Source organism: Bacillus sp. SRB3LM, from assembly GCF_015712745.1.
Classification (GTDB): domain Bacteria; phylum Bacillota; class Bacilli; order Bacillales; family Bacillaceae_G; genus Bacillus_A; species Bacillus_A thuringiensis_K.
Genome location: NZ_VWVQ01000005.1, coordinates 1 through 20,168 on the forward strand (window position 1 = coordinate 1; position 20,168 = coordinate 20,168).

Consider the following 20,168-nt stretch of genomic DNA (forward strand, 5'->3'; position numbering starts at 1 on the left):
GCACTCATCATTAAATGGAATGACTCCGTATCAGTATTCAAAATCAATTGCATAATCTATTTCATGTTCCAGTTTTTCTTGACCAGGTCAAAATATCTTTGCATCAGCAATGGATCGCATGCTCTTTCTCTCTGATATGCAGCTAACCTTTCAACCCCTCTACGAGTTCCCGGTCTTCTCGCCTTTTTCATCCATTCTAAGGAGTAAGAAATGTCACTAATCATATCAGTGAGAATCTTTACATCTTCCTCTTTAGCATCCTTCTGCGCTTCTCTCAATTGCTTTAAAACCGTATTATATTGTTTAATCAAATCCTGCATAACCTATCCCTCCTTATAAACAAAAAAGAACACCGTATATAGACTGTGCTTCTCTACATAACAGTGTTCTTTTATTACTTTCATATTTAATTTCTACGCTTCTCTCACTACACAAGTGAATTCCACTTATACAGTCAGAGAAACGGAAAACCGTTCCTCATAGACACAAATCGGTAAGTGTAGCTGATGCTTCTAATTAGTTTGGTAAAGTTCAAGAGAGAAATAAAGTGTTGAGGTGCCCCACGCCTCTTTGAACCGAGGAAAGTATGATTAGCAATTGGACATTCGGAAGGAACATCCTCGGCTCAAAGAGAGGTGTAACCCTCTCCCCCGTTGGTCGGACCCTTACTTACGTTTATTCGTGAGTAAACTATAATTAATTGCCCTAGCCCGAGAAATTTAGATAAATCAAGAAACAACATACAGTACCATTTCCGTGGCAGTTCTTATTACATTTCCAATGATACAGGTACACTACTAACATTTTTTATCAATTTTTTATCAAAAAAATCATTTAATTAATGAATCTTATGTAACAAATTACATATTACTTCTCTTCATCTTGGTTAAAATATTTTAGATATATGTACCTAATATCCTCATAAAATCCTATTAATTCTTTTAAATACTTCTCTAATTCAGGTAATGTCATAAGGTCTTCTTTTCTCAATAATTCAAACTGCATATTTAATTCGGAGTACGTGTGCTCTTCTGCAGAACTTTTACGTATTAACTCCAAATAGCCATGAATCTCATGTTCATAATAAAAACAATCTTCCTTCAATTTATCTATTTCTTGTTTTCGAATACTAGAAAAAGCTCTACCCCAGAGAGCTGCTGTTTTACCAGAACCAGCAGGCATTGTTACGAAACTTTTGTATTCCCTCAACTCATCCGTTACATCTGTTGAAACTTTTCCTTCTGTATATAAATCTATAAAATTACTTGGATGTAATATCTTTAAAGTTTTTCCGTTAGTCTCTTTATAAAATTCTTGAACTAATTCCCTCTTAGCCCCTAAGACATTTTTCTTATTATCTGTATAAACCCAATCATCTTTATTATCAAATGTAATAAAAATCACATCATCCTTAATTTGACAGATTTGTAACCAAATGATTAAATCCCCGTATTTATTTAGCCCTTTTGCTTTATCTCTAAACCCTGGTGGTATGTTTTCTTTAAATCTTTGCTTACCCAACTCTTCTAACCGAGATTCATTAATTTCTTCTCCTTCATAATATGCCTTTTCCAATATTTCCTTATATTTAAAAAGGATTGGATCATCATCTAGGTAGTTACTCATTTTTGAAACAAGATTTTGTAATTCAGCTTTAAAATCCGTTCCTACTTTTCTAATTTCTTTGAGTTTCTCCCTTAAAATTTCTTGAGATTGGACAACTTCTCCTATATGACTAGTTTCCAATACATCTATAGCAGGCAAGATTTCATTTAATTTTTTTGGAGTTGTAATATTAGAAATCTTTTCTAAGCTACCTATGAAATCTTGTAGGTTACAAGCTATATCTTTTATACGTTCAGGTCTATTTTCATTAAATTCCCATATAACATGTGAGGGGATTTTTAAACGTTTTGCCTCAGCTAATTCTTCTAACATTTTTAAGATAGCTTTAAATGTAACTGGTTTAGTTTGATAAGCTGATAGCAAAACATTTGTATCAACCACAACTTTTGCAGTTTTGATCATTTTATCTATATGTTTAGTTTCTAAAAATAATTTTTCTAATTCATTTTGCATGAGTAGTTCTCCTTTTTATAAAAATAACTGCTGTAAGTGTACTAAAATACAATCCTTATATATTCTTAATTTTATAAATGGTTTCATTACCAATCTTTTCGATTTCAATCTTCCCTGTATCTTTTAACACCCTCAAAGCTTGTTCCAACAAAACTTTATGGATAATTTTTTTGGTGTTATTCCTAATTTTTTGATGTATTTCTGTAAAACTCAATCCTTTAGGTTCATCAGCTAACAATTCATATACCAATTCACTTGTGACTTTGTTCCTGAAGCCTCTCTGTAATGGCAGATCTTCTAAAAAAATCTTAGATTCATTATTTATTTTAGAGCTGATATCTTGTGTTAAATATGGTACTGCTTCTTCTAACAATTGTTGCAATTGCTCATTTGTGGGATCTAATTGTTTTTCAGGTGTACCCGCCCCAATGTCTTTTACAAAATCCCCCACACTCTCTCTAATTACTGATTCTAGCTTCTCAACATCTAACTTTTTAACATTTTGATCAACATTATCTATCTTATACTCCATTGTCTTCAATGTGTTTTGCATTTGTTGATTCAGTCTCTGTGAGTCACTATCTTGTTTTAGCGCAATAAAAATTGCTACTGAACCCAAAGCAATCGATACTGCACTTGACATGATAGAAAAATTCGTTTCCATCCCTTTTGTTTTAGCAAACCACAACGAAAGTATAACAATAATAATTCCAATCAAAATCCCAACTAGCCATTTCCAATCTTTATCTGTCCAATTTTTTTCTCCCATGTCACTTTACCTTCCTTAACTAGAAATATAAAACATATATATACATTTTTTTCTACAAAAAATACTATCACAAAATAAAAAACATCGCATCCCATACAAATTCTTCAGTGTTAGCATTCAATAATTTTAACTAAAATTCTATTTGACTTTATTTGCATAAGTGACTCTATTACATGCGGCATCCATGTGATTTAATTGTAGAAGCCTACTCACCCGAATACGCCCTCAATTGCTCAATAGCTATCCCGTGTGCATGTTTCTCATTATCTATTAAAGTTACTCCCCTAGACATAGCACTCCAAAACTCATATCCACAATCCTCCATCCACCTATAAACTTCTGTTGTATATAAACCATCTTTTCGTTTTATTATTTCAACTTTATATTGCTTACTTGGTGAAAAGTATTCTTTCAAAACTTGTCCCATATAAATTCTCTCCCAATAAAAGAGACTGCTATCCCTAAAACAGCAGTCTCTTTAAATCTTTTATTTATATTTTAAAACCTTATCAAATACACGCTCCAAAAACCTTCTTTTATTAAAGATTCTTTCAACCCTTTTAGATGTTCTTTTAAAATGATCATAATGTTTTTTCGTAGTTTCTAATCCTCTCACCATTACATATAAACTAGCATAAAAACCAAATAAGGATTTTTCATTTATACCAAAAAAATCAATAGGACCAATTATAAAGCTTAATCCCCCTATTGATAATGCTAAGAATCCTAAGCCAATCTCAAAAATCCCATAAAGAAAAGTCGTATTTGGATTTTGTTTTAGCCTATACAAATTGATAGCAACCACAAATCCCCAATAACTAAATAATACCCAAAAGAACATCGCCAATAGAGCTTTATTACCTATTGTCATATTAATATTTAACATTATAAAATAAAATATTTCTTTAGTACCCAATAAATAAGCAAAAACTATAACTACATATAAAAATATAGCTAATAAAACTGGAAATAAATTATTCACAAAAAAACCTCTTATACTCATTTTCCTTGTTGGCTCGTTCGGCTCTTTTTCGACTTCATTCACTTTAATATCCTTATTAAGACTTTTAACCTCAGCTATTACTAACTCTTTTGCTATATTTTTAACAGCTGTTCTAACTTCAAACTTAACTTCATCACGTACTTCATCTAAAACTTCCTCCAAGATTTCCTGAATAACCTTCTTACTCATAATAAAACTCCATTCCTCTCGCCTTTCTATTTAATTAAATGGGCACATAAAATTTTAACAATATATACACATATAAAAATATACAACAAAAAATAAAAAACCGCTATATTAAGCGGTTCTCATGTTTCTACCTCAATTCCCAACCTATAAGCCAATTCACACAAAGCCTTATTTCTCTTCCTATAATAATCTGGCTGTGACATATTCAATATCCTACACATCTTTACCCAACTAGGCTTCTCTTTCCCTAGATAAGCTAACTCAATAAGTTGCTTATCCCACGCATCCAGCTTCCCTACACCTTTTCTTATTTCTAGAATATAGTTAATCCGTTCTAGAACTGTTTTACTCATGCCGATCACCTTACCATCTTGTACACGCTCTATATTCCTTTCATCTATACTTGATAAAAATAGATGATACTTTTTCAAAGCCTGAAGCACATTCTTTTTCGTCTGCTCTTTATTAAGAACAGGTAGGGCAATATCCAACATACTCTCACTCCTTCACCATTTTCAAAAATGTATCCAGCGGCATAACTACTAACCACGGTTTTCTATCAGCCTTAATCGCTAATGCATCTGGCTGTTCACGTTCATCCTCTAACCAGTTATATAACGTCTTGAATCCTTCTTTCCTCGCTTTTACTTCCCATTCAAGACCTAAACCCTTCACATCATTTGAATACCCGTCCATCGCACCAGAAAGCGGTACACGAGCACCTCCTATTAAACTAGCAAATTCTCTTTCACGTCTCATTCCTTTATCTCTTTGACTTTTCCCCATTTATAAATCTCCATTTCTTTAAAAAAATTATTTTGTTACAATTTTTATCTATTCTAAACAAGTAAGTTTTGTATAATGTTATTAATGACTATATTGATGTAACCATAAGGAGATGTACTAATTTGTTTGTATTTTTTATTGGGATACTAATCCACATTTTAACTTCCCCCATAATGCTTATTCCTGCATTATTTATTATCTTTCTGATATTTCAGCATAAAAAACAACTTAAAGCTCAAAAGATTTATATGGAACAACTTCGCCAATCTAGTATTAATCAAATTGATCAAATGAATGGCCGACAATTCGAAGAATACTTAAGTTCTTTATACCAATCACTCGGATACCAAACAGAAGTTACCAAAGGTTCTGGTGATTTTGGAGCTGACTTGGTTTTAAAAAATAATGGTACAAAAATCGTTGTACAAGCAAAACGCTATAAAAATAAAGTCGGTATTCAATCAGTACAAGAAGTCGTTGGAGCTAAAAGATATTACGACGCTGCTCATGCTTGGGTTGTAACTAATAACTATTTCACAGAACCTGCACGTAAATTAGCACACGCAAATGATGTATTACTTATAGATCGTGACCTATTGATTAAATTAAGTGCGCAAGTAAATCGAGAAAAAGCACCAACCCGTGCTGAAAGATATATATCTAATTAATTTGGACACTCCTGTTAGTGTCTTTTTTTATAACCTTTTCGCTATCTCATACACAACATCCACAGTTACTCTATAACCAGTTTGTTTATACAATCGACTTTTCAATGTAACTATAGCCGCCTTATCAAAATATGTAATTTTGTATATTCTGTACTTTCAATTTTCGTACATGCAATAATTTATTTATAAAAATACAAAGCATTAATAAGGATGATTTATATGAACAAATTCCGGAAAAAGGTAATTAAATCTTTACAAACATTTTGGGGATGCTTAGCATTCGGTATGTTAATGTTTGCTATCTTCTTAATTATGGATTTAACAGATACACATTTAAATACATTAGGCTGGAGAGACTGGCTAGGTTCTGCAGTAGGTGCAGCCATTTTATCTGTTGGAATGTTTACTTTAAGTAAATTGGATTTAAAATAAATATTCCGTCAATACTATAGATACACCAGTCTCCAATTCCCCTGGAGATGAGCAGTTAACTTTTGCTAGCTGCTCTTTTATTTGTAATCTTGCTAGGCTTCTGTTACTTTCCACTTCCGAAAAACTCGCCTGCCCACTTTTCAACTTTTACAACTTCTTGCCTTAATTGCTCTGCCAACTCTGCGATTTCAGCTTGAGCACCTTTCCCTTTTCGACGCTTATTATAAAAATCTAAAAGTCCCCTCAAGTTAACTGTTAAGACTAAATTAGTTGTTGCTGCGTTTGGCAGTACACTGCGAGCATCCTCAGCAGGAATTCCTAATGTTCTAAGCAAATCATAATCACTTTGTATTTTGTACATCATTTCGTTGTAAGCTTTAACTACTTGTTCTCCTTTTACTTTAACCGTTTCAGGCACTACAAAATCAAATCCACCTATCTTATCATCGCTTCCCATGCGTACATACCTTTGAGATTGGACTGAGTAACTGAATCCTACACGATGACGTGTTAACTGTGTAAGTAATGCTCTGCTAACTCCTTCTACTGCGAAGGTATATGTTAGATGCTCCAGTGTTGAAGTATGCCCCGAACCTACAATATGTCTAATGAGCCGATCTACTTCTTTTCCACCTTTTCCATCAGTTGCTTTTCCTTTAAAGTACTTCTCACCCTCTAAATCTACGATCCTACTAGGTTTATTTGGCGAGTAGCACGTACGAATTGCTGATAAGGCTACCACTTGTCCATGAGTAGGATCAAACCCTTCCTCCCCAACACCGGATACAAGAGATAAATAATTAACAAATTCCTCAGATAATTGCGTATGTGCTAGTAGCTTTACATCCATATTTAAATTCTCCATTTCTTAATAAATTTGTAACCTCGTTAGACAAGTTTTTCATAATAAACCTTCAATTTTTACTATCGCTTCAAATATTGGATAAATCTGCTGAGGTACAACAGCATTACCCAGAAACCTCAATCTATCTTCGTCCAATCTTGTGGCAGTCCCATCATCCATTCCACAAATCGCGGGTTGATTTTCTTCCCAATATGTTCTGGAAAGTGTTCTCCGATTGATCCCGGTAGTGTTTTCCCATGTTTCCCATTTGCTTCTGAAGGGCACAACTCTCGGATCGGTTTGTAATTTTGACTTGTCGTTGGAGTGGCCAACAATAAATGTCCGGTATCTTTGATGCGGCGCGCCGACACTGACAGCCGGAAATACAAACGTCCTTGTCGAGTAGTTTTCTTCTTCCAAGTCGGAGAGCACGGTGTCCAAGCCCATCGTGACGTGTCCAGCAACATTTTCTCCAACAAACCAAGTGGGCCGGAGTTCTTTAATAAGTCGGAAGACTTCTGGCCATAACCATCTTTCGTCTTCTGCACCTCTTCGCTTCCCAACAAGACTTTCCCCCTGACAGGGATATCCTGCTGAAATAACTCCAATTGAATCAACGTCAACACCTCCATCTATTAATGATTGTTTCGTAAGTTTATATAAATCCGGGAAAATAGGAATGTTAGGATAGTTCTTTCTAAGTACGCTTTGATTAAATTCTTCTATTTCACAAAAGGCTACTGTTTCAATCCCAACCCAATCCGCTGCCATACTTATTTCTGCAATTCCAGAACATAGATCTAGCATTTTCATACTCTACCCACTTTTTTAGAATTTTTTGTTTTTTAGTAGTTAAAGCTTCTTCCAGATGATATACTCATATTATCCTCTAGACTTATTTCTATTCTTGGGTTTACTCAAGGATAGGCTAAAAGTGTAAAGAGGGGGTGTTTTTATGGAAATTCACATCAAAATTTCCTATAAGACAATGAAGGCTCTTGCCGGAATTGTTTTAGCAATAATCGTTACTTTCCTATAGGAGAGTAACGATTTTTGTTTTTTACAGCTCTTGCACTTTTTAATTCTTATTTCCTACTAAAATAAAATTTTTGTTATAAATCTTGATAAACAATCTTAATTACTAATAATCAACGCTTTTTCCCGTATACACCTTTTCTATAAAATTCAAAGTTAATTAATATCCGTTATCCTGTCTCTCAAAGTTTTCCGCATTCTTCTCCTTATACGAATCAATAACGTCCTCGTAGGTAAATCCATACAAATAGCAAATACGAAAGAAGATTCCAAATGCTCGTCTTAAATGTCCCATTGTTGTAGTTAAATCTCTGTACTGACACCATGCCCTTTTTGCAGTCAACACATCTTGCATATACCATTCGAACAACATATTTACATTACTTGTATCTTTTCTCATAATTGATTGCATACTGAACGATGGAATAAGTTCATGCCTCCATGTACATTTATCTAACTCAATTACAATGTTCATAAGAAAATGAAGACCATCAATTAACTCTTCTAATAGTCCATTCTTAGGAACTCCAAATCCTGTACTCCACATCTTAAACGCTCGAGTTTCATTCCATGCTTCACTGATCTCCACTAGTAATGCACGAAACAACATATCCATTTTGTCATTTCCTTTATATCCAATTCGTTTATCCAGTTCTTTTTGCATTTCAAATAGTTCTGTAATATCAAAGTTTTGTTTCTTCTCTTCAGATGTAATTGTGTGTAACTGAATCATTATAAGTTCACTCCAAGTTTGTATTTTAGTAAGAATATAGTCACACCGATTAAAAGCCAGCTGACTAAAATGATTGCCATTTCCTTTTTAAAACTCACTCTTCTCCCTCCAACATTTCCACTAACTCCTCAAACGAGCATTCGAACAAATCTCGAAGCCCGTCCTTGGATTTATAAATACCTCTATTAATCAGTTGATCTATGATGTGTTGATGCAAAACTACCCCACCATGTCCTCGACACAAAATTGTAATTCCATACTTTTCACTGGAAAGTATTTTACTGGAGTATCTTTTTCATTAATTGCTACACAACCTAAAACACCCTCAAATTTATTATCCTCAGTCTGAACAACTACTTTATAAAGGACATCTTCTCGTTCACAAATGTCACCTAATTTAAACTCGTCCATTTTACGATCCTTCTTATAAAACATCATGAAACGCTCAAATTCTTCTAACTCTTCATCTGTTGCCTTTCGGAATGTACGTCCCTGATATTTTTTAAAGGAGCATCCATCTTCATAGAAACGATACTCACCAACTTTTAATCCCATAATTAAGTAATATTTGTCCTTAGTCTCCTCTCTTAAGATCCCATACCATTTCCCATTTAAGCTTTCCATTACAAACATTTCGCCGTACTCTAAATTCAATGGCTTTTCATAATCTACAAACTCGTTTTCAAAAAAGAAATTCATACCGATTGCAGATGGTACAATACGCTGACTACTAATTCCTAAAACCTCATGTTTCCCTTTTTTTAATGTATGTGCAAAAAAATCATTTTTTTCTTTAATCCAATTTGTTTTCATTCTTTCAATCGCTTCAAATCCTGTATATGTTTTCATTCTTTCCCCTTCGCTTTCTTTAACATTTCTTCAATCCGTTTTCCCGTTGTATTTTTATAGTCCTCACATGACCATTCAGCGTTATTTGTCGGAGATGGTGTAAATACCATCCCCCAACTACTAACGCTTGAAATATGGACATTAGGACGAATTACAGTAATGGTCATATTAGTTCGTCTCCCTTTTAAAAAGGTAATTTTCTTTTCCGCTTATCTCTTGTAAACTTAAACTCAATATGCCTGTATGTATTGAACATACGTGACGTAATACGTTCGTCGTAAGCTTTCATCACAGCTTCACCTGTTAGATTTGTTGTGACGATTGTTTTCTTTCCTTGTCTTCCATCAAAGACTTTAAACAGGACACGATTCACGAATGCAGTTGCCTTTGGATCCGCTGCATCCATATCACCTAGTTCCGCACCTAAGTCATCAATCACTAATAAATCTGCACTAACTAGTAAATTAACAATGCTATGCTCAGACTCCTCGGATTGCCCATTGAACGTAGAACGTATATAGTCAAATAGTTCTGATACAGAAACATAAAGAACCGTCCCTGCGCTATTCTCATTCATTTCATGAGCAATTGAATAGGCAAGATGACTTTTACCAGCACCCACTTTTCCAACTAGAATTAAATTAAACCTCACATCATCCAAGTAATCTTCAAGTGCTCGTTTTGCTAAGGTGTAATTCTTTTCATCCTCTTCACAATCAGATTTAAAAGTTGAGAATCTAGCAAGTTTAATTGTTTCATCTTTAATCAAGCTCTTATCGTAAAACATACTCTTACGTTTTCTCTGTTCCTTCTCATCTCGAAATACATTCATTTCAGCTTCTAGTTTTTGATTGTCTTCTGCCAACTTACATACCGGGCAAACTACTTCACCATTTATCTTCATGTATCTAACAGTACGTTTTCGTTCTTTTTTGCAAACCTCACATGTATCAGAAAGGAAGATCATCTTCTTCGAAAGGGTCTTTGCTATATCTGTTACCTTTACTAGAGCCATGTTTTCCTTCCACCTTTCCTTGTTGTAAATAGCCTTCAAACTTTGTACCAAATAACGTTTCTGGTCTTAGGTACTTTGCTTGTTCCGTCCTTAGCCATTCTCTAGCTTTTGTATCAATCACAGTTTTAAAGTCATCCACGGTGAATCCTTCTACTAATCTAGTTTTAATCAATGTTTGTGTTTTCTTAGATGTTAAACGGTAACTACTACCACACACGTCGTTGAGATAGTTTACTATCTCGACTATATATTCTTTAATCTCTGATGTAGTCTCTGTGTTAGTCTCTGGTATTGGTTTACCCAAATTGGGTACATCCATTTGCCCATTTTGGGTAAACCGTCTACCCAAGTTGGGTACATCGTTTGTGGATTCTAACAAACGGAGTTTTTCATAATTAATGGAATACCATTTCGTCTTATCAAACTTAGCTCGATTATAATTACCTATAACAAGAAGCTGTTCATCCTCTAAATTCTTTACAATACGTCTAATGGTGTTCTCACTCCAAAACGGAAATTGTTTAACCCATTCTGCCACACTGTTATATACCCAGTTTCTTTCATCATAAAAATGCTTAGATCTGTTTAACCAATAGTGTATCTGTTGTAGAAATATAGCCTCATTTAAACCAATTCTGCTTGCTAAACCTGGAAGAACAAGTAATGGTTCTTCATGAATTAATAAATTACTCATCTCTTCACCTTCCTCATAACAACTTCATAATAGAATCCACGGTCACGATCCATCACAAGGCAACCTTTAAACAGATGAGGATTTTCATCATTTCTATGTTTAACTGTTTCTAACACCTTTCGAATAGGAAATAAGTAATCAAACCCTTCATTCTCTAAACGACGACAGCGCTTAAGCAATTCAGATAACCTTTTATCACGTAAATACCGAGTACCTAAGCCTCTATTCAAAGCTATTGGCATTGAACCATCTCTTACTATCGTTTTCATTTCAGTCACCCACCTATTGTGCTTGCTGTTGCTTTTCTTTTGATTCGTTTAACCACGATGTTATTGTTTTTTGTAACTGAGATGCTTGTTGCACTGTCATTCCTTTGAAAGATTGAATTCCTAATGACTGTTTTACAGTGTTTTTCGTTTCTTCAAATGACATGTTATATACTTCCGACAACTCTCTAATTTGCACATGAATTGCTTTTATTCTTTGTTCATTTGCAACCTCTGCCTGTCTAGCTTGCTCCTGTTTTGGAACGTTATCTAGTTGCTTAGCTGCTTGTTTTGGTTCATCATCTTGTGGAATATCTTCACCCGAATAGATGTATAAGCCTAATCCATGTAGTGCAATAGCTTTTGCTAGGCACCTTTGAATCGACGTGTTTATTTGAAATGATGTAGGTTTTGCGATTGGCTTATTATAGTTATCCAATACAGGATGAATTTGCGAACGTGTGATGTTATTTACCGTTACTTCAACTTCTACAAAGTACCCAACTTCTGTTTTCATATAAGGTAATCCATCAAACCTAACAACTTGCCATGTGGCATCAGGATATTTTTTTAGTAGTTGATCTACAGCCCATGACCAACTTAGATAACTAAAACGTCCCTTCTTCTCAACATGTTTACTGACGTCAATAACTGCTAATTCTGCAAAGTAATTTTTAGTTTCACTCATCGGATTCTCACACTCTCACCTTGTTTTAATGAAATACCATCCCACTTCATACCATTCTTAATCGCTAATAATAATGCTTTTTTATCTACCTTCGGATTCTGTGGAATCATGTATTCTGTTGGAATAACCGCATCCTCTGCAATATCTAAACTTGCTGGATTCTTTTGAATACCTACTGTTATCAATGCACCTTTAATACGTCTTTTATCCACAGCAACCATCTGATGATATAAATAGTCCTTAATATTTTTACAGTTGTTCTCAAAAGACTTACGACGTTCAGCCAAGCGATTTTCTTCTCCTTTAATCACTTCAACTTGCGCTTCAATATTGCGAATCAATAACGCTGCACCTTGTACTTTATCTTCAATTGCTTCACTGATTGATTGAAGTGTATCGTTAATTACCTCTGGATCAGCCCCGTCCTCAATCATTTGCTGTAATTGATTGAAGTTACTTGTTAATTCGTACAGTTTCATAGTTTTATAGCCTCCTAAAATGGCATACCGCCATACGGTTTATTAGTTAATACGGTAATCACATAATCTATATCTAACTTTCTACAGGTATCTGCTTCCTTTGCGGATATAAGTTTCAAGCTACTTACAGCCGTTTCAACCTGCTTTTTTAATAATTGATTTTCTGTTGACTCTTCCATGTAATCGCCCCACGTGATATACTAATTTCGATTTTGTTTTTTATTGGAACCCACTGCCATGGGTTTCTTTTTATTTATACAAAACCTTTTGAATAACATCCTCTTTAATGCCAACCTCTCGCATACGCTCTACAACGTGCTGAACTCTATCATTTTCTTTCTTTTTAAATATCAATTCCTTTAATTGCTTATCACACTCTTTTGCCTTTTCTCCACATGCCTCATACTCTTTACAAGCCTCATAGAATTCTTTCGTTTTACCCTCTACATTTTTCTTACTTGCAATACGAGTTAACAAAAATTGATTCTTTATGTAGTTCTCCTTCTTATTACGTAAGGATTTCGCTAACTCCGCATCCTCGGGTAACACTAAATTTTCAATTCCCACTAGATTCACCAGCCTTTTTAAAAAGAGCATTTAGACATACAAACCTATTCTCTATTAATCGACGCTGCTTTTTATTTGGTAATTTATAATGTGCTAGTAGTCTAAGATAATCAGATACTTTTACATTGTTGTAATCAATTGTAAACATCATTAATCCATCCTTTCCTCTGCCCATTCAACTAAAAATGCTTGTACTTGTTTTGCTGGGAAATACCATTTCTTACCCACTTTGAATTTTGGGAAGCGTGGGTCAAAGAAAAACTGATCCTGAATTGTATTCCACGACATACATACACGTTTTTTAAGCTCCTTAGTATCCCAAAAGGCTAACTCCGCATCGTACTCTTTAACCTTCTTTTGAATTTCTTCCACACATAATTCCTTCACAACATTTTCATCTATTTGAACATTGAACATAATTATTCCCTCCTTATTTTTAAACCATTGGTCTCCAACCGTTTATAAAATTCAAAGCTTCCTCGAAATCCTTCTTCAATATGTCCCTATAACTATTCACATTGAATGCATCTTTTAAATTACGTCCTAGTAATCCGAATAGCTTGCGAGTAGAGTCATATACTTCTTTATCTACATGCTCGTTTCCCCATAAGAAGTAGATTCTTTTGGCTTTACTTTTTTCCAGAATACGTTGCTGACCGTAATCAATAGTTAATTGCGTTTCAATTTTTTCTTCCAAAGATGTAACTCTGTTATTTAAATCTATTGTTCCTGTTGCTAGCAATTTAATCTGACTATAAGTGTTTCCAAGCATTTCTTGTTCCCCTTGAATTCGCTTCTCCATTTCCTCAAATTGCGTAACATATGTAGCAGTAAAAAGTACGCCCTTTTCACCGTTTAGTTTATTTGCTACCAAGTCACACCCTTTACGAGTTAAGAGATATTTTTTGTAAGCTTTGTTATTACCTTCAGTTGTATAATTGTCCTCTACAAAAAAATTCTGAGAACGCATTTTTGCGTTTTCTAAAATCTGTATATAATTCTCAATACTTCTTAATAAATCTGTGTGACGTTTACCTATCATATTTGCGACTTCTCTACTATCAACTAATAATTTGCCACTTTGATTTACAACTCTTAATGAAAACTCCTCTTCCACAACAGCTAACTGATCGTACATTTAGAATCCTCCTCACGCTTATTAACTTGTATTTCCGTCATTTTTGTCAATAAATTAAGGTCTAACTCCAAAACAGAAGCTAACCTTATAAAAGTTTTTAGACTAGGGGTATACCTGTCATTCTCAATATCGGAAAGGTAATTCCTAGATATAGAAGCTGATTTTGATACTTCAATTTGTCGCAAGTTTTTATTTTGACGACTTTTTTTGACTATCATCCCCAGTGTTTCATGATGTTCCATCAATTAATCACCGCCTTACAAAACTCATTGTACGGTATTTCCGTCATATTGTAAATAGATTTTTCATTGTTTTTCCGTCATTTTTGCATTAAACTTTTTATAAAGGTCGATAATACCGACATTTTAGGAGGGAACCAAGCCTTATGAATGTATCAATAAACATAAAAAAATACCGGAAAGAAAAGAAAATGACACAAAAAGCATTAGCAGAGAAAGCTAATATCTCACGCTCTTATCTAGGCGATCTTGAAAGCGGAAGATACAATCCTAGTTTAGACACATTAAGAACAATCGCTTCCGCTTTAGATATTGATATTAATTTATTACTTACTGAAGATGGCGCCACCCAAACAGGTAACCTTACTTCAAAAGATGAAAAAGACATAGCAAAAAGAATGGAAGAAATAAAAAAAGATCTTCAAGGCGAAGACGGATTAATGTTCTCTGGCGAGCCTATGAGTGAAGAAGCCGTAGAATCTTTATTAGATGCAATGGAGTACATCGTGAAACAAACAAAAGTAATCAACAAAAAATACGTTCCTAAGAAATATCGTAATACCGACGATAACTGATGCGAGCTTAGGAGGGAAAACATTGAAATTCGTCATAAGAGATCTAGTCAAACAACTTTGCACAAAATACAACACGACAAACCCCTATGAGCTTGCTGATTGTTTAAAGATAAATGTACTAACTTGGGATTTACATGAAGAAATAAACGGATTTTATAAATATGAAAAAAGAAATCGTTTCATTGTTATTAATAATCATTTGTCTCCATCCATGCAAAGAACTGTTTGTGCACATGAATTAGGACATGCAATCCTACATACTCATGCAAACACGCCTTTTCTGCGTAAGAATACATTCTTTTCAGTTGATAAATTAGAGATAGAAGCAAATACGTTTGCTGCGCTTTTGTTAATTGATAAAAAGACCATTCAACCAGGTGATACAAAAGCATGTATAGCATACAAAAATGACATTCCAGTTGAACTGTTAGAATTTTATAAGCCTTACTAAAGGAGGTAAGATATTTTGATTATTGATTTAAACGCCGAACGAGAGAAAAGAAAGAAACGCACCATCAAACAAGTAGAATTTAAAAAGGTCCCTATCGTTGAGAAAATCCATATTGTTGATGGTGAAATAAAATATGAAGTTTCAGGTTATAAAGAGACTCCTGTGAAGTGGTTGGATGAGTAATCTAGCCACTTTACAATTATAAGGAAAGAGGGAATGTTATAATGGCTAGCTTCAGAAAATTCGGAGATGTTTGGGAATTCCGAGTAAGATTTAAAGACCCTTATACTCAAAAATACAAAGAGAAATCAAAACGTGGATTTAAGACAAAAAAAGAAGCACAACTTGCGGCCGCTGAAGAAGAGAAAAAATTATTAAACGGTTTAGAAGTTGAAATTACTCCTACTTCGTTAAAACATTACCTTAAAGACTGGCTAAAATTATTTAAGCAAGACAATGTAAGGAAAAACACTTTTATCTTGCATGAACGTAATATCGAAAAACATATCATCCCCTACTTTCAGAATATGAACCTAAAAGAACTCAAACCAATGATGTATCAAAAATTTATTAATTCCTTAACTGATCAGGGTTACAGTAAGCGAACGGTTCAAATTATCCATGGCACAATGAACAATGCTATGAAAAAAGCTGTTAGTTTAAAAAAAATCGAAAACAATCCTTGTGAAGAAGTAGTTATTTCAAATAAGAACAACAAAGAAAGAGAAGGGCTAAAATACATGCGAAGTGAAGACATTCCCCTTTTCCTAAAGACTTCTTATCAATACAACTATATTTATTACATCTTTTTCAAAGCACTTCTGAATACTGGTATGCGTAAAGGTGAAGCTGCTGCTCTACAATGGAAAGACATAAATTTAAAAGAACATACTATTACTATTTCTAAAACATTGGATTTTACAGCTAAAACAAAAGAAGAATTATTTGGAGATACAAAAACATTTACTTCTAAACGTACTATCATGATTCCTAAATCATTAGTCGATGAATTGCTAGCACATAAAAAGTGGCAAAATGCTAATAAGCTTGTTTTACAAGATGCGTATGAACATGAATTAGATTTAGTCTTTTCAAGAGTAGATGGAAAGTTCTTACCGAAGTCAACATTGTTCAATGCATTCTCACGCATACTTAAGAAAGCAAATTTACCTAGATTAGAAATACATTCATTACGGCACACCCACGCGGTTCTTTTATTAGAGTCTGGTGCAAGTATGAAATACATTCAAGATCGACTGGGACATAAGAGTATAGAAATAACTTCTAACGTTTACTCTCATATTAGCGACAAAATTAATAAAGATTCTATTTCGGAGTTTGAAGCTTATATGAATAATGTATTGGGGTAACTTTGATTTTTTTGTGGGTGTTTTGTGGGTGGATTACTCTTCTTTCAAATAAAAGTGTTTTACCCACAAAATAAAAAAACCCTCAACACGTTGTGTGTCAAGGGTTTGAGCCTCTTAGTAAAGAGACATATATTGGTCGCGTTCCCATTGGTGAACTTGCGTTCTAAATATATCCTCTGGATTCATCAAGTTTTAAATCGTGCCGAAAACGTTGATTTATCAAGGTTTTATAAAAGTGATGTTTCATAGTGATTCATCACTTTTTTTACTTTTGTGGGTGAATTGTGGGTGGGGTTGTGGGTGAAGTATAACTTCAAACCTTAGCATATTCTCCATATAATTTATGATTATTTTAGATTAAAATATATTCAAAAAAGCGATGTCTCATATCGATCCATCACTTTTCCGAATACATAAGATTATTAGACTAATTAAATATAATTACAATAAAATATTATATTTCATCATCATCATCATCAATTTCTAATTCAAACTCTTCTTCATCTAAGATTTCTTCTACAATTTGCGGGTTCGCATTTTCAAGTTCAATATTTTCTAATACACTGTCTACCTCATCCCTAATCATGGTACCTAACCTTCGTACGAAATCAACCTTTAATTGTGGTGACCATTGATTATGTCTTTTGTTTTCTTCATAGCACGCAATCAATAAGGGAATTATTTTAGAAAAAATAAATATTGCAATTGCATTTTCTTTTCTTTGGCCAGTTAAAGCTCTAAAGTGTTGTCCGCGATATGATTTAGACCATGTTTTAAAGGTTCCTGTTAATCCTATTTCTAATAAAACTCTTTCGTTACCATACTGAATTGCTGGACGAATGGCTTTTAAGTTTTCGTTATTGAATAAAAATGCTAATGTACCGAGAATTGTGGATATTCTACTCCCTTCTCCCCTCATCGCATTTACATTATCTCTAGTTTTACCCATATAACTTTCTAACGCTGTTACAAATACTTGATCATTTGTTGACAATGATTCTCTTGGAGTATCAATATAACGTTTAAATATCCAATACAACAGATCCTCTGTAACTTCAATTTCAACTGGCTCAACATTTCCCCATGTCTCATTTGTAAAAGTATCTTTTACTATTGCTTTAGCCCTATTAATACCTGAAAAAACAATTCCATATATACTTTCATTTAGTTGAAATATTAGAACATAGGATTGATATGAATTTATCCGTTCCTCTCTATCTTCCTTCAAACTACCATTAGGATTATACCAATATTCCTGGTTCTTCTTTCTTTCTGTATAAGCTTCAAAAAATATGTATTGGATAGGGTCATTTTCAATTTGAATAGTTTCGTGTTCAAACAAGTTGAACCCATTTACTTCTCTCACTTCGGACCTTAATGCATCCGTCTCCCATCCCCTAACATTTCTTATAACTTCGCGATTCCCTCTTAGCGTTTCAATAAATCCATCTAAACTCACATAATTGTGGAATCTAAATATTGAAAAACTCATCACTATTATCCCCTCCTAATATATATCATTTCTAGATTCAATTTTATAATTAGTAATGTTAATATCAAAAAACAATAACATTATTATATAAAGAAAAAATCTTTTACACTTTGAATCTGATTTTAATTGAATACTTGGTACGATATATCCCTTATTCACATCAAACGCATTAGACATTATAGATATTTTCACATATAAAGATGAATCAATAATGTTTTTCTGTAGCGCCTCTCCGATGTCTATACGGAACTCTTCTTTTTCTTCTACTAGCACATTAGTTTTCAAATCCTTCTGATTCTCAACCCTATAATCAATCCAATGCGGAAAATTACATTGTAGAGTTAGTCCACCGAGAATGTTAACAAGCCAATGTAATAGCTTATTTTTAAATTTAAATTCACAATCCATATGAACATTTATAGGTCTATGGTCACTCCTAATATCAAAGTAACTATCTTCTTTTCTACTATTATTTTTTATTTTTATAACAAATTCGCCAGGATATTTTAGCCATTCAATAACAGCACTTATTATAATAACAACAATAGCAGAGTTCATCGTAAAGCTTAATGTTGGTTTATTTTGCAATTCAGTAGAAAGAGTTGGTGACAACTTAGAAATATACCCTGCAAAATCTATTCCAAATATATATACACAAAATATTGTTATTAGGGGGCTAAATATAGTTAGAAATTTTAACGATCTTTTTCTCCACTCAACCAATGATTTTATCATAATTATTATCCTTATTAAAAAATATTATTTAGTAAATCTTTTACATTTTCAATAACATGTTCATCATTTATCAATAAAACACCATTATTATACAACTCAACATCTATATATATAGGAGAATCAACCCCTTGCATCTGAATTGAAATAGACTTTACATCTATACATTCATCAAAGGTAATCCAATCGATTTCTTTAAACAACTTTACTTTTAATGCTCTCTTCTCTGATCCAGATGCTGCATTAATTTTTTCAAGATAATCGTCTACATACTCAATATTTTCTTTTGGAACGGGATAAATAAATTTAATATTATTTATAAATAAATCTTCCTTCACACAAAAATCAATCATATTTATAAATGAAGATGATGTAACAATCAATTGTCTTAAATTTAATCCCCTTACCTTCTGTAACACACCAATATAACTATTTACGCCATAGTCATAATTGATTCCAATGATTTTATCTGAAAAAGAAACAACAGATTCACGCCCAAAAATTCCCAATAATTTGTTTAGGGTTTCTTCGTTATCCAATAGTTCAAATAGTTTTAATTGCATCATTAGAATCACTCCTTTCAAAATAAAAAAACTTGTATATTAAGTATTCTCTTATATTAAACATATTAATCCATTTCATATACAATGTCACTTCTTTACTTTTATATAATTCATATTAGATGAATACTAAATTCTATTGAATAGTTCTTCTTATATACAATAGAATCAAACTTGTTCATTATTAATTTTTGTTTACTCATTAAAAGGTACTATAAAACATAAGCAGTTTTTACGAATTATAGTACCTTTTACTTTTTATTTTCATAAAAACTATAACCTCTTCACTTTTTCATCCGCTCTTTCCTATTTAGGATATCATTTTTAAAAAACAACCTATCTCGAACCATCTCTTTAATCGGCACTAACGTCCCCGACTTCACCAACTTATTTAAATTCTGCCTCGAACACTCTAAAATCTCCAATGCCTCTGAAGTATTCACAATTTCATCATTTACGAATTTTATTAGTTCTTCCTTAGATTCAAAGTTATACATTTTTCTTCTCCTTTATAT

At 33.2% G+C, this 20,168-nt stretch carries 33 protein-coding genes and 1 pseudogene; 6 read left to right on the forward strand and 28 right to left on the reverse strand.

All coding sequences use genetic code 11. The features are described 5' to 3' along the window. Nucleotides 1-71: 71 nt before the first annotated feature. From F3I02_RS03965 to F3I02_RS03995, 7 genes and pseudogenes are all read right to left on the reverse strand, one after another. Nucleotides 72-320, reverse strand: a pseudogene (locus tag F3I02_RS03965) (sigma-70 family RNA polymerase sigma factor); the annotation flags it as partial. Between the two features lie 547 nt (nucleotides 321-867). Then, entirely contained in the window at nucleotides 868-2,079 is a 1,212-nt protein-coding gene (locus F3I02_RS03970) for a PIN-like domain-containing protein (RefSeq protein WP_196477663.1), read from the reverse strand. Nucleotides 2,080-2,134: 55 nt separating this feature from the next. Next, nucleotides 2,135-2,848 carry a hypothetical protein gene (locus F3I02_RS03975; RefSeq protein WP_196477664.1) on the reverse strand — a complete coding sequence of 238 codons (714 nt, stop codon included), beginning with the start codon at nucleotides 2,846-2,848 and terminating at the stop codon, nucleotides 2,135-2,137. Between the two features lie 205 nt (nucleotides 2,849-3,053). Further along, nucleotides 3,054-3,275 carry a hypothetical protein gene (locus F3I02_RS03980; protein ID WP_196477665.1) on the reverse strand — a complete coding sequence of 74 codons (222 nt, stop codon included), beginning with the start codon at nucleotides 3,273-3,275 and terminating at the stop codon, nucleotides 3,054-3,056. A 60-nt stretch (nucleotides 3,276-3,335) separates the two neighbouring features. Next, a complete protein-coding gene (locus tag F3I02_RS03985) occupies nucleotides 3,336-4,040 on the reverse strand; it encodes a hypothetical protein (RefSeq protein WP_196477666.1) in 705 nt (234 codons plus the stop codon). A 119-nt stretch (nucleotides 4,041-4,159) separates the two neighbouring features. Next, nucleotides 4,160-4,534, reverse strand: coding sequence for a DUF1492 domain-containing protein (locus F3I02_RS03990; protein WP_196477667.1), 375 nt, complete (start codon nucleotides 4,532-4,534; stop codon nucleotides 4,160-4,162). A gap of 4 nt (nucleotides 4,535-4,538) precedes the next feature. Further along, entirely contained in the window at nucleotides 4,539-4,826 is a 288-nt protein-coding gene (locus F3I02_RS03995; protein ID WP_000520472.1) for a hypothetical protein, read from the reverse strand. Nucleotides 4,827-5,074: 248 nt separating this feature from the next. Between F3I02_RS03995 and F3I02_RS04000 the strand changes: the two genes are divergently transcribed. After that, entirely contained in the window at nucleotides 5,075-5,494 is a 420-nt protein-coding gene (locus F3I02_RS04000; protein WP_196477668.1) for a restriction endonuclease, read from the forward strand. Between the two features lie 219 nt (nucleotides 5,495-5,713). Further along, the gene (locus tag F3I02_RS04005) at nucleotides 5,714-5,926 is read left to right on the forward strand and encodes a hypothetical protein (protein ID WP_196477669.1); all 213 of its coding nucleotides are present in this window, start codon (nucleotides 5,714-5,716) and stop codon (nucleotides 5,924-5,926) included. A gap of 103 nt (nucleotides 5,927-6,029) precedes the next feature. Here the strand turns inward: F3I02_RS04005 and thyX are convergent, their stop codons facing one another. The 17 genes from thyX to F3I02_RS04090 form a co-directional block, all read right to left on the reverse strand. Then, entirely contained in the window at nucleotides 6,030-6,776 is a 747-nt protein-coding gene (thyX, locus tag F3I02_RS04010; RefSeq protein WP_196477670.1) for an FAD-dependent thymidylate synthase, read from the reverse strand. Between the two features lie 51 nt (nucleotides 6,777-6,827). Next, entirely contained in the window at nucleotides 6,828-7,583 is a 756-nt protein-coding gene (locus F3I02_RS04015) for a DNA cytosine methyltransferase (RefSeq protein WP_196477671.1), read from the reverse strand. 382 nt (nucleotides 7,584-7,965) lie between these two features. Beyond that, nucleotides 7,966-8,538: a dUTP diphosphatase gene (locus tag F3I02_RS04020; RefSeq protein WP_078206683.1), complete on the reverse strand. Its 573-nt coding sequence runs from the start codon at nucleotides 8,536-8,538 to the stop codon at nucleotides 7,966-7,968. Nucleotides 8,539-8,632: 94 nt separating this feature from the next. Next, entirely contained in the window at nucleotides 8,633-8,782 is a 150-nt protein-coding gene (locus F3I02_RS04025; protein WP_308018387.1) for a Fur-regulated basic protein FbpA, read from the reverse strand. Continuing rightward, on the reverse strand, nucleotides 8,758-9,387 hold the full coding sequence (locus F3I02_RS04030; RefSeq protein ID WP_196477673.1) for a hypothetical protein: 630 nt from the start codon (nucleotides 9,385-9,387) through the stop codon (nucleotides 8,758-8,760). The genes F3I02_RS04025 and F3I02_RS04030 overlap by 25 nt, the downstream gene beginning before the upstream one ends. Further along, the gene (locus tag F3I02_RS04035; RefSeq protein WP_088065475.1) at nucleotides 9,384-9,554 is read right to left on the reverse strand and encodes a hypothetical protein; all 171 of its coding nucleotides are present in this window, start codon (nucleotides 9,552-9,554) and stop codon (nucleotides 9,384-9,386) included. The genes F3I02_RS04030 and F3I02_RS04035 overlap by 4 nt, the downstream gene beginning before the upstream one ends. A gap of 17 nt (nucleotides 9,555-9,571) precedes the next feature. Next, nucleotides 9,572-10,402 carry an ATP-binding protein gene (locus F3I02_RS04040; protein WP_196477674.1) on the reverse strand — a complete coding sequence of 277 codons (831 nt, stop codon included), beginning with the start codon at nucleotides 10,400-10,402 and terminating at the stop codon, nucleotides 9,572-9,574. Next, nucleotides 10,338-11,096 carry a conserved phage C-terminal domain-containing protein gene (locus F3I02_RS04045; protein ID WP_196477675.1) on the reverse strand — a complete coding sequence of 253 codons (759 nt, stop codon included), beginning with the start codon at nucleotides 11,094-11,096 and terminating at the stop codon, nucleotides 10,338-10,340. Before F3I02_RS04045 ends, F3I02_RS04040 begins: the two co-directional genes overlap by 65 nt. Further along, on the reverse strand, nucleotides 11,093-11,365 hold the full coding sequence (locus tag F3I02_RS04050) for a hypothetical protein (protein ID WP_000849731.1): 273 nt from the start codon (nucleotides 11,363-11,365) through the stop codon (nucleotides 11,093-11,095). The genes F3I02_RS04045 and F3I02_RS04050 overlap by 4 nt, the downstream gene beginning before the upstream one ends. Before the next feature lie 13 nt (nucleotides 11,366-11,378). Then, nucleotides 11,379-12,050, reverse strand: coding sequence for a DUF1071 domain-containing protein (locus F3I02_RS04055; RefSeq protein ID WP_196477676.1), 672 nt, complete (start codon nucleotides 12,048-12,050; stop codon nucleotides 11,379-11,381). Continuing rightward, on the reverse strand, nucleotides 12,047-12,529 hold the full coding sequence (locus F3I02_RS04060) for a siphovirus Gp157 family protein (RefSeq protein WP_196477677.1): 483 nt from the start codon (nucleotides 12,527-12,529) through the stop codon (nucleotides 12,047-12,049). The genes F3I02_RS04055 and F3I02_RS04060 overlap by 4 nt, the downstream gene beginning before the upstream one ends. 14 nt (nucleotides 12,530-12,543) lie before the next feature. Continuing rightward, entirely contained in the window at nucleotides 12,544-12,708 is a 165-nt protein-coding gene (locus F3I02_RS04065) for a hypothetical protein (protein ID WP_196477678.1), read from the reverse strand. A gap of 70 nt (nucleotides 12,709-12,778) precedes the next feature. Further along, nucleotides 12,779-13,096 carry a hypothetical protein gene (locus F3I02_RS04070; RefSeq protein WP_000510717.1) on the reverse strand — a complete coding sequence of 106 codons (318 nt, stop codon included), beginning with the start codon at nucleotides 13,094-13,096 and terminating at the stop codon, nucleotides 12,779-12,781. Beyond that, a complete protein-coding gene (locus F3I02_RS04075) occupies nucleotides 13,086-13,247 on the reverse strand; it encodes a hypothetical protein (RefSeq protein ID WP_000971661.1) in 162 nt (53 codons plus the stop codon). The genes F3I02_RS04070 and F3I02_RS04075 overlap by 11 nt, the downstream gene beginning before the upstream one ends. Then, nucleotides 13,247-13,513, reverse strand: coding sequence for a hypothetical protein (locus tag F3I02_RS04080; protein ID WP_000483547.1), 267 nt, complete (start codon nucleotides 13,511-13,513; stop codon nucleotides 13,247-13,249). Before F3I02_RS04080 ends, F3I02_RS04075 begins: the two co-directional genes overlap by 1 nt. Nucleotides 13,514-13,532: 19 nt before the next feature. Then, nucleotides 13,533-14,234, reverse strand: coding sequence for a Rha family transcriptional regulator (locus F3I02_RS04085; RefSeq protein ID WP_196477679.1), 702 nt, complete (start codon nucleotides 14,232-14,234; stop codon nucleotides 13,533-13,535). Further along, nucleotides 14,219-14,476, reverse strand: coding sequence for a helix-turn-helix domain-containing protein (locus F3I02_RS04090; protein ID WP_098204353.1), 258 nt, complete (start codon nucleotides 14,474-14,476; stop codon nucleotides 14,219-14,221). The genes F3I02_RS04085 and F3I02_RS04090 overlap by 16 nt, the downstream gene beginning before the upstream one ends. Nucleotides 14,477-14,619: 143 nt before the next feature. Here F3I02_RS04090 and F3I02_RS04095 point away from each other — a divergent pair, with 143 nt between their 5' ends. From F3I02_RS04095 to F3I02_RS04110, 4 genes are read left to right on the forward strand one after another with little or no spacing between them, the layout of a single operon-like run. Next, nucleotides 14,620-15,048 carry a helix-turn-helix domain-containing protein gene (locus tag F3I02_RS04095; protein ID WP_196477680.1) on the forward strand — a complete coding sequence of 143 codons (429 nt, stop codon included), beginning with the start codon at nucleotides 14,620-14,622 and terminating at the stop codon, nucleotides 15,046-15,048. 22 nt (nucleotides 15,049-15,070) lie between these two features. Then, complete coding sequence (locus tag F3I02_RS04100; RefSeq protein WP_196477681.1) at nucleotides 15,071-15,499, forward strand: ImmA/IrrE family metallo-endopeptidase; 429 nt, start codon at nucleotides 15,071-15,073, stop codon at nucleotides 15,497-15,499. Between the two features lie 15 nt (nucleotides 15,500-15,514). Further along, on the forward strand, nucleotides 15,515-15,682 hold the full coding sequence (locus F3I02_RS04105; protein ID WP_042510924.1) for a hypothetical protein: 168 nt from the start codon (nucleotides 15,515-15,517) through the stop codon (nucleotides 15,680-15,682). A gap of 41 nt (nucleotides 15,683-15,723) precedes the next feature. Continuing rightward, nucleotides 15,724-16,869 carry a tyrosine-type recombinase/integrase gene (locus F3I02_RS04110; protein ID WP_098839032.1) on the forward strand — a complete coding sequence of 382 codons (1,146 nt, stop codon included), beginning with the start codon at nucleotides 15,724-15,726 and terminating at the stop codon, nucleotides 16,867-16,869. A 454-nt stretch (nucleotides 16,870-17,323) separates the two neighbouring features. On the opposite strand, the gene F3I02_RS04115 is transcribed toward F3I02_RS04110, so the two are convergent. From F3I02_RS04115 to F3I02_RS04130, 4 genes are all read right to left on the reverse strand, one after another. Then, nucleotides 17,324-18,361 carry a hypothetical protein gene (locus F3I02_RS04115; RefSeq protein ID WP_230876775.1) on the reverse strand — a complete coding sequence of 346 codons (1,038 nt, stop codon included), beginning with the start codon at nucleotides 18,359-18,361 and terminating at the stop codon, nucleotides 17,324-17,326. A gap of 15 nt (nucleotides 18,362-18,376) precedes the next feature. Further along, nucleotides 18,377-19,096, reverse strand: coding sequence for a hypothetical protein (locus F3I02_RS04120; protein ID WP_061689931.1), 720 nt, complete (start codon nucleotides 19,094-19,096; stop codon nucleotides 18,377-18,379). 14 nt (nucleotides 19,097-19,110) lie between these two features. Next, nucleotides 19,111-19,659, reverse strand: a complete 549-nt coding sequence (locus F3I02_RS04125) for a hypothetical protein (RefSeq protein WP_196477683.1) — start codon at nucleotides 19,657-19,659, stop codon at nucleotides 19,111-19,113. Nucleotides 19,660-19,937: 278 nt separating this feature from the next. Further along, nucleotides 19,938-20,150: a DNA-binding protein gene (locus tag F3I02_RS04130; protein WP_196477684.1), complete on the reverse strand. Its 213-nt coding sequence runs from the start codon at nucleotides 20,148-20,150 to the stop codon at nucleotides 19,938-19,940. Between the last annotated feature and the right edge of the window lie 18 nt (nucleotides 20,151-20,168).